This is a genomic window from Psychrobacter sp. Sarcosine-02u-2, assembly GCF_002836335.1.
Lineage (GTDB): Bacteria > Pseudomonadota > Gammaproteobacteria > Pseudomonadales > Moraxellaceae > Psychrobacter > Psychrobacter faecalis.
In genome coordinates this window covers 1-724 of record NZ_PJBX01000055.1, presented here as the reverse complement: position 1 = coordinate 724, position 724 = coordinate 1, and the positions used below count along the sequence as shown (strand labels likewise).

1 protein-coding gene is annotated in these 724 nt (G+C 50.7%); it reads right to left on the bottom strand.

Features of this window, described 5'->3' with window-relative positions; all coding sequences use genetic code 11:
• Positions 1-724 (bottom strand): cytochrome c biogenesis protein CcdA (locus CXF58_RS01225; protein ID WP_323807194.1); only part of this gene is annotated, 724 nt, incomplete at both ends.

Here is a 724-nt window from a genome sequence, read left to right as displayed (position 1 = left end):
GTTGGCGGCGACAATAGCATCTAATTCAGCGAGCGTCGTGACCGTCTTATCGGTTGCATTACTGCTGGCTGGTTGACCAGCAGTCGTCTGCATCACTGGCGCGGCGCTTAATGACGCGAGCGGATGTAAGCTGTCGTCATTACCCAATGCGGCGCCGACGATTAAACACGTCGCCCAAATACCAGCGATTAAGCTTAATGCTTGGGTCAACATTCGACCTTTGCCTAGCCAGCTCCATGCCCACATCGCCACGACCATAAACCACAGGGCCCACACTATCAGCATTACAGGCGAGATAAAGACGCGCTCAATTAATAACAACGCCACGGCAAACAGCAGCAAAGCAAAGCCTTGCTTGACCCAGTTCATCCACTCGCCAGCTTTAGGCATGATTTTACCTTGGGTCGCGCCGATTAAGATAAGCGGCGCTGATAAACCAAAACCGAGCATAAATAAAGCGGCAAAGCCAAGGAGCGGACTGCCAATCGTCGATACGGCAAGCAGCGCCCCAAATAAGGGTGCCGAAACGCATGGCGATACCACGAGCGCCGATAAGAATCCCGCAATTAAACTGCCACCCGTACTACCAAGTTTGCTATCCCCCGCTTGGCTTAGACCCTGCATTTTACTACTGATGAATCTTGGCAGACGAATGCTAAATACGCCCAACATATAAAGGGCTAATAAGACAAAAACGATGGCAAACCCAATTAAAATAATCGGA